General features: G+C 38.8%; 6 protein-coding genes. All 6 read left to right on the top strand.

Going from position 1 to position 3,382, the window contains the following annotated elements; genetic code table 11:
• Window positions 1-466 (top strand): hypothetical protein (locus NZM04_10415; GenBank protein MCS7064428.1); only part of this gene is annotated, 466 nt, incomplete at its 5' end.
• Window positions 463-876 (top strand): hypothetical protein, encoded by a 414-nt coding sequence (locus NZM04_10410; protein ID MCS7064427.1) that lies wholly within the window; start codon window positions 463-465, stop codon window positions 874-876. The genes NZM04_10415 and NZM04_10410, both read left to right, overlap by 4 nt.
• Before the next feature lie 65 nt (window positions 877-941).
• The gene (locus tag NZM04_10405; protein MCS7064426.1) at window positions 942-1,394 is read left to right on the top strand and encodes a hypothetical protein; all 453 of its coding nucleotides are present in this window, start codon (window positions 942-944) and stop codon (window positions 1,392-1,394) included.
• A gap of 266 nt (window positions 1,395-1,660) precedes the next feature.
• Complete coding sequence (locus NZM04_10400) at window positions 1,661-2,167, top strand: hypothetical protein (protein ID MCS7064425.1); 507 nt, start codon at window positions 1,661-1,663, stop codon at window positions 2,165-2,167.
• A 150-nt stretch (window positions 2,168-2,317) separates the two neighbouring features.
• Entirely contained in the window at window positions 2,318-2,746 is a 429-nt protein-coding gene (locus NZM04_10395) for a hypothetical protein (protein ID MCS7064424.1), read from the top strand.
• Between the two features lie 444 nt (window positions 2,747-3,190).
• Window positions 3,191-3,382, top strand: a 192-nt coding sequence (locus NZM04_10390; GenBank protein MCS7064423.1) for a hypothetical protein, incomplete at its 3' end; no start/stop codon positions are given.

The following is a 3,382-nucleotide window of genomic DNA, read 5'->3' as shown; positions in this document are numbered from 1 at the left end:
GAGATTTTTCCAGAATGGGCAACTCTATTACAATCACACGATGACGCGGTTTTGGTATACGGGGCGGGAGATGTTAGGGAATGAGTATGGCGGGATAGGAGCAGGGCTTTACGATTACCGCAACCGCATCTATAGCACGGTTCACGGCCGCTTTATGCAACCGGATCCGATAGGGTTTGATGCTAAGGATGTGAATTGGAATAGGTATGTGTTTAATTCACCTGTAAATTATACAGATCCTGATGGAATGATAGTTAATATACTATTAGGCGCAGTAGCTGGGGTAATTGCAACAGAAATATGGAATAATATAAAATACGACTGTCAATTAATAAAGGAAGAGTTATCTGATGATAAGTGCAGGAGGTATTGCGACTATATATGCACCAGAGACGGCTATCACTATACGTCGGCATATAGGTCAGTCGATGCCAAGAAGCGTTGCCCGAAAATATATTTTCCATGAAGAAGTCATTGCTTATATTTTTAATTTCATTTGTATTATCTTCGGGGATTTATAGTTTTATAAAGAGAGAGCTTTGGTTTATATGGGATCAAAAGAATAAGGTAGTAGTATTGATGGATCCTCGAATGAGTGAGGATGAATTTAGAGAGTTAATCTTTCGAGATGCGGATCATAAGGATACGGAGAGGAATGAAGAATATGTGAAGATAGTAGAATTAGGGCTAAAGAATGGTGGAGTGACGTTTAGTTATGAATCTACAAACGGAGGTATGGTTATGCGTTTTGGTAGAGGATATACAGATGAAGAGCAGGAATATGTAGTGAGGCATTATCTTAGTCGGTTGAGGGGTAAAAATTCTGGTAGAGAATTCTTTATAATCAAACCTAGTGACCAATTGTATATTAAATAAGAGGAAAAGGGGACGTGGTAGGTAAAATATTGACATAAATTTAATTATGATGTAATTAACACACAATGCCGCGCGAAGCAAGAACATATTTTCAATCCCTTACCTTTCATCTTATCAATCGAGGCATTAATCGCTCCGCCCTATTTCATGCGAAAGATGATTACGCCTTCTTCGTGCAACTTCTTGCAGAATGGAACGTCCCCTTTTTTCAAACAATCCGGATCATGCAAGATGACAAAGTGCAAAGTATAATAGAAAATCGAGCACAAAAAGTAGCAGCAGCAGCCCTATCGCTGAATCAACCGCGGAATTTGTTTATCGATGCCACATGCAATCGCATCTACATCAGCACCTCCGGCCGCTTTCTGCAGCCGGATTCCATCGTCTTCGATGCCGGCGATATGAATGGGTATAGATATGTGGGGAATATGCCGTTGAATTATAAAGATTCACATGGTTTGCGGAAGACATATCAGAATCAAGACAGGGCAGGAAAAGCAGGCTCAAAATTTTTCTGATGCTGATTATAATTATTCAGAAGGTTATCAAAAGTATGGTTATGTAGGAAGAGACAAGCCTAATCATGGTGGAAAACAATCTGAAGATCAGCTTCAAACAGATCATTATGACTATAAAAATAACACAACAAACTATAATATATAAATCGATAAAACATCGGAAATTTTACATTTTATTATTGATGCTATTGCTAGCATCTATATCGAATAGTTTAGTTTCAGGCATAAGAAATAGTCGATTAGATAGATATCTTAAAACTTTAAAAATGCATGAGAATGATGAGCACAATAGATATAATTGGAGCGTGAATGTATTTGTTACTGGTTTTCCTCCATATAGATTAGAATTTGATGATATTAATAGAGTCATATATTCTTATCAATTTAGCGGAATTTGTGGATATTGGGTTGGGGATGTTCTTGCAGTTAAGAAAATCAGACGTAAAGACTATGATTTTTTTAGGGAAAAATATTCAGAACTTCTTAATCTGAGTAGATCTATAACGTGTAACGATACCATGAGTTTAGATGGGAGCACTTATATATTTACGAATTATGAACACGAGTTGAATGAAGTTAATAACTCTCAAAAGATTCATCTTACCGATAGTTGCATAATTAAAAAACCTGAACTTAAAAAATGCGTTGAATATATAATAAGTGTATTTGAACCTATCCATATTTTAGATGGTGAACAATTATCTATATACGATAGATATTATAGATCAATAATTATTGACAAGAAAAACCGTAATTATAGAACTAAGTTTTAAGCAAGCGGATATTAAGTTCATTATTTTATCGAATAGCCTTGCAAATAACGTGGGATTTGGTATAGTGGAGATAACAAGATGTTAAATGTGCAAGAAAACTACAGCCCCAGTAGTAGGAGGTATTGTGAAGTAGTGATGAAGGATAGTTGTTTGCACGAGAGAGTTCCTCTGAGATTCATACACGGCCGCTTCCTCCAACCGGATCCGATTGGCTTTGATGCTGGAGATGTGAATTGGTATAGATATGTGGGGAATGAGCCTACGAATTGGATAGATCCAGATGGTAAGGTTTGGAGTTGGGCTGCTACAGCAGCAGGTGCAGCTAGTGGATTTATGTATGGGCTGGGTAGGCAAACAATTAATGCAGCTTTTGGGAAGGGGTTTAGCTGGAAAGAGGTTGGAGCAGCGACAGTAGGAGGAGCAGTGTTAGGAGCGATAACTGGATTGGCATCGGGCGATCCTAGTGCTGCTCTAGTAGCAGCGGGAATTACCGGTGGGCTATTAGGAGGGGCAGGAGAAGGGCTGTTAGCAAACATGGGGGATAATCCAAGACGGAGTGGTGGAGGGGGGAGATGGTAGTAGTGATGAAGGGGGAAGGAGTGGAAAGAAAGATGATTATAATAAAGACACAGACGAGGATGGGGTGCTCGACAGACTGGATCGATATCCTAAAGATCCAAAATGTTGGTAGCGTTTTATGATTAAATTTTTTATATATCTACTAGCGGTGATTATATTTGTATGTATCACTACTTTAATTATCGAAAACCAGGATCTTAGGATGTTTATAAATCTAGGATTTATAATTGGTTTAGCGAGTTACATGTTCAAGTGAGAACAAGATGCGAGGTAGAATAAAAGGGCTTGTTAAATAAGATATAAAAGTTTTTTTAGGTGTGAATGAGGAAATATTTTGTAAGCTACGAGAGTATATGTGAGGTGAATAGATTGTAGAACAAGTATTGCCCAGGAAGAGATATGACAAGATCGCTATAGAATGGGATAGGGTTGAGAATATGGTATATGGGGCGAGAGATGTTGGTGAATGAGTATGGGGGGATAGGAGCAGGGCTTTACGATTTGCTTCCCAAGCCTATACAGAGTGCGGCCTCTGGCTCGAAGGAAGGTTCGCCGTTACTGGCTAAGTATTACCGCAACCGCATCTATAGCACGGTCCACGGCCGCTTCCTGCAACCGGATCCGATAGGGTTTGAG

This window comes from Candidatus Methylacidiphilales bacterium (genome assembly GCA_025056655.1).
In the GTDB taxonomy this organism is placed as follows: Bacteria; Verrucomicrobiota; Verrucomicrobiia; order Methylacidiphilales; family JANWVL01; genus JANWVL01.
The sequence above is the reverse complement of the archived record's forward strand: the minus strand, read 5'-3'. Positions and strand labels throughout refer to the sequence as shown.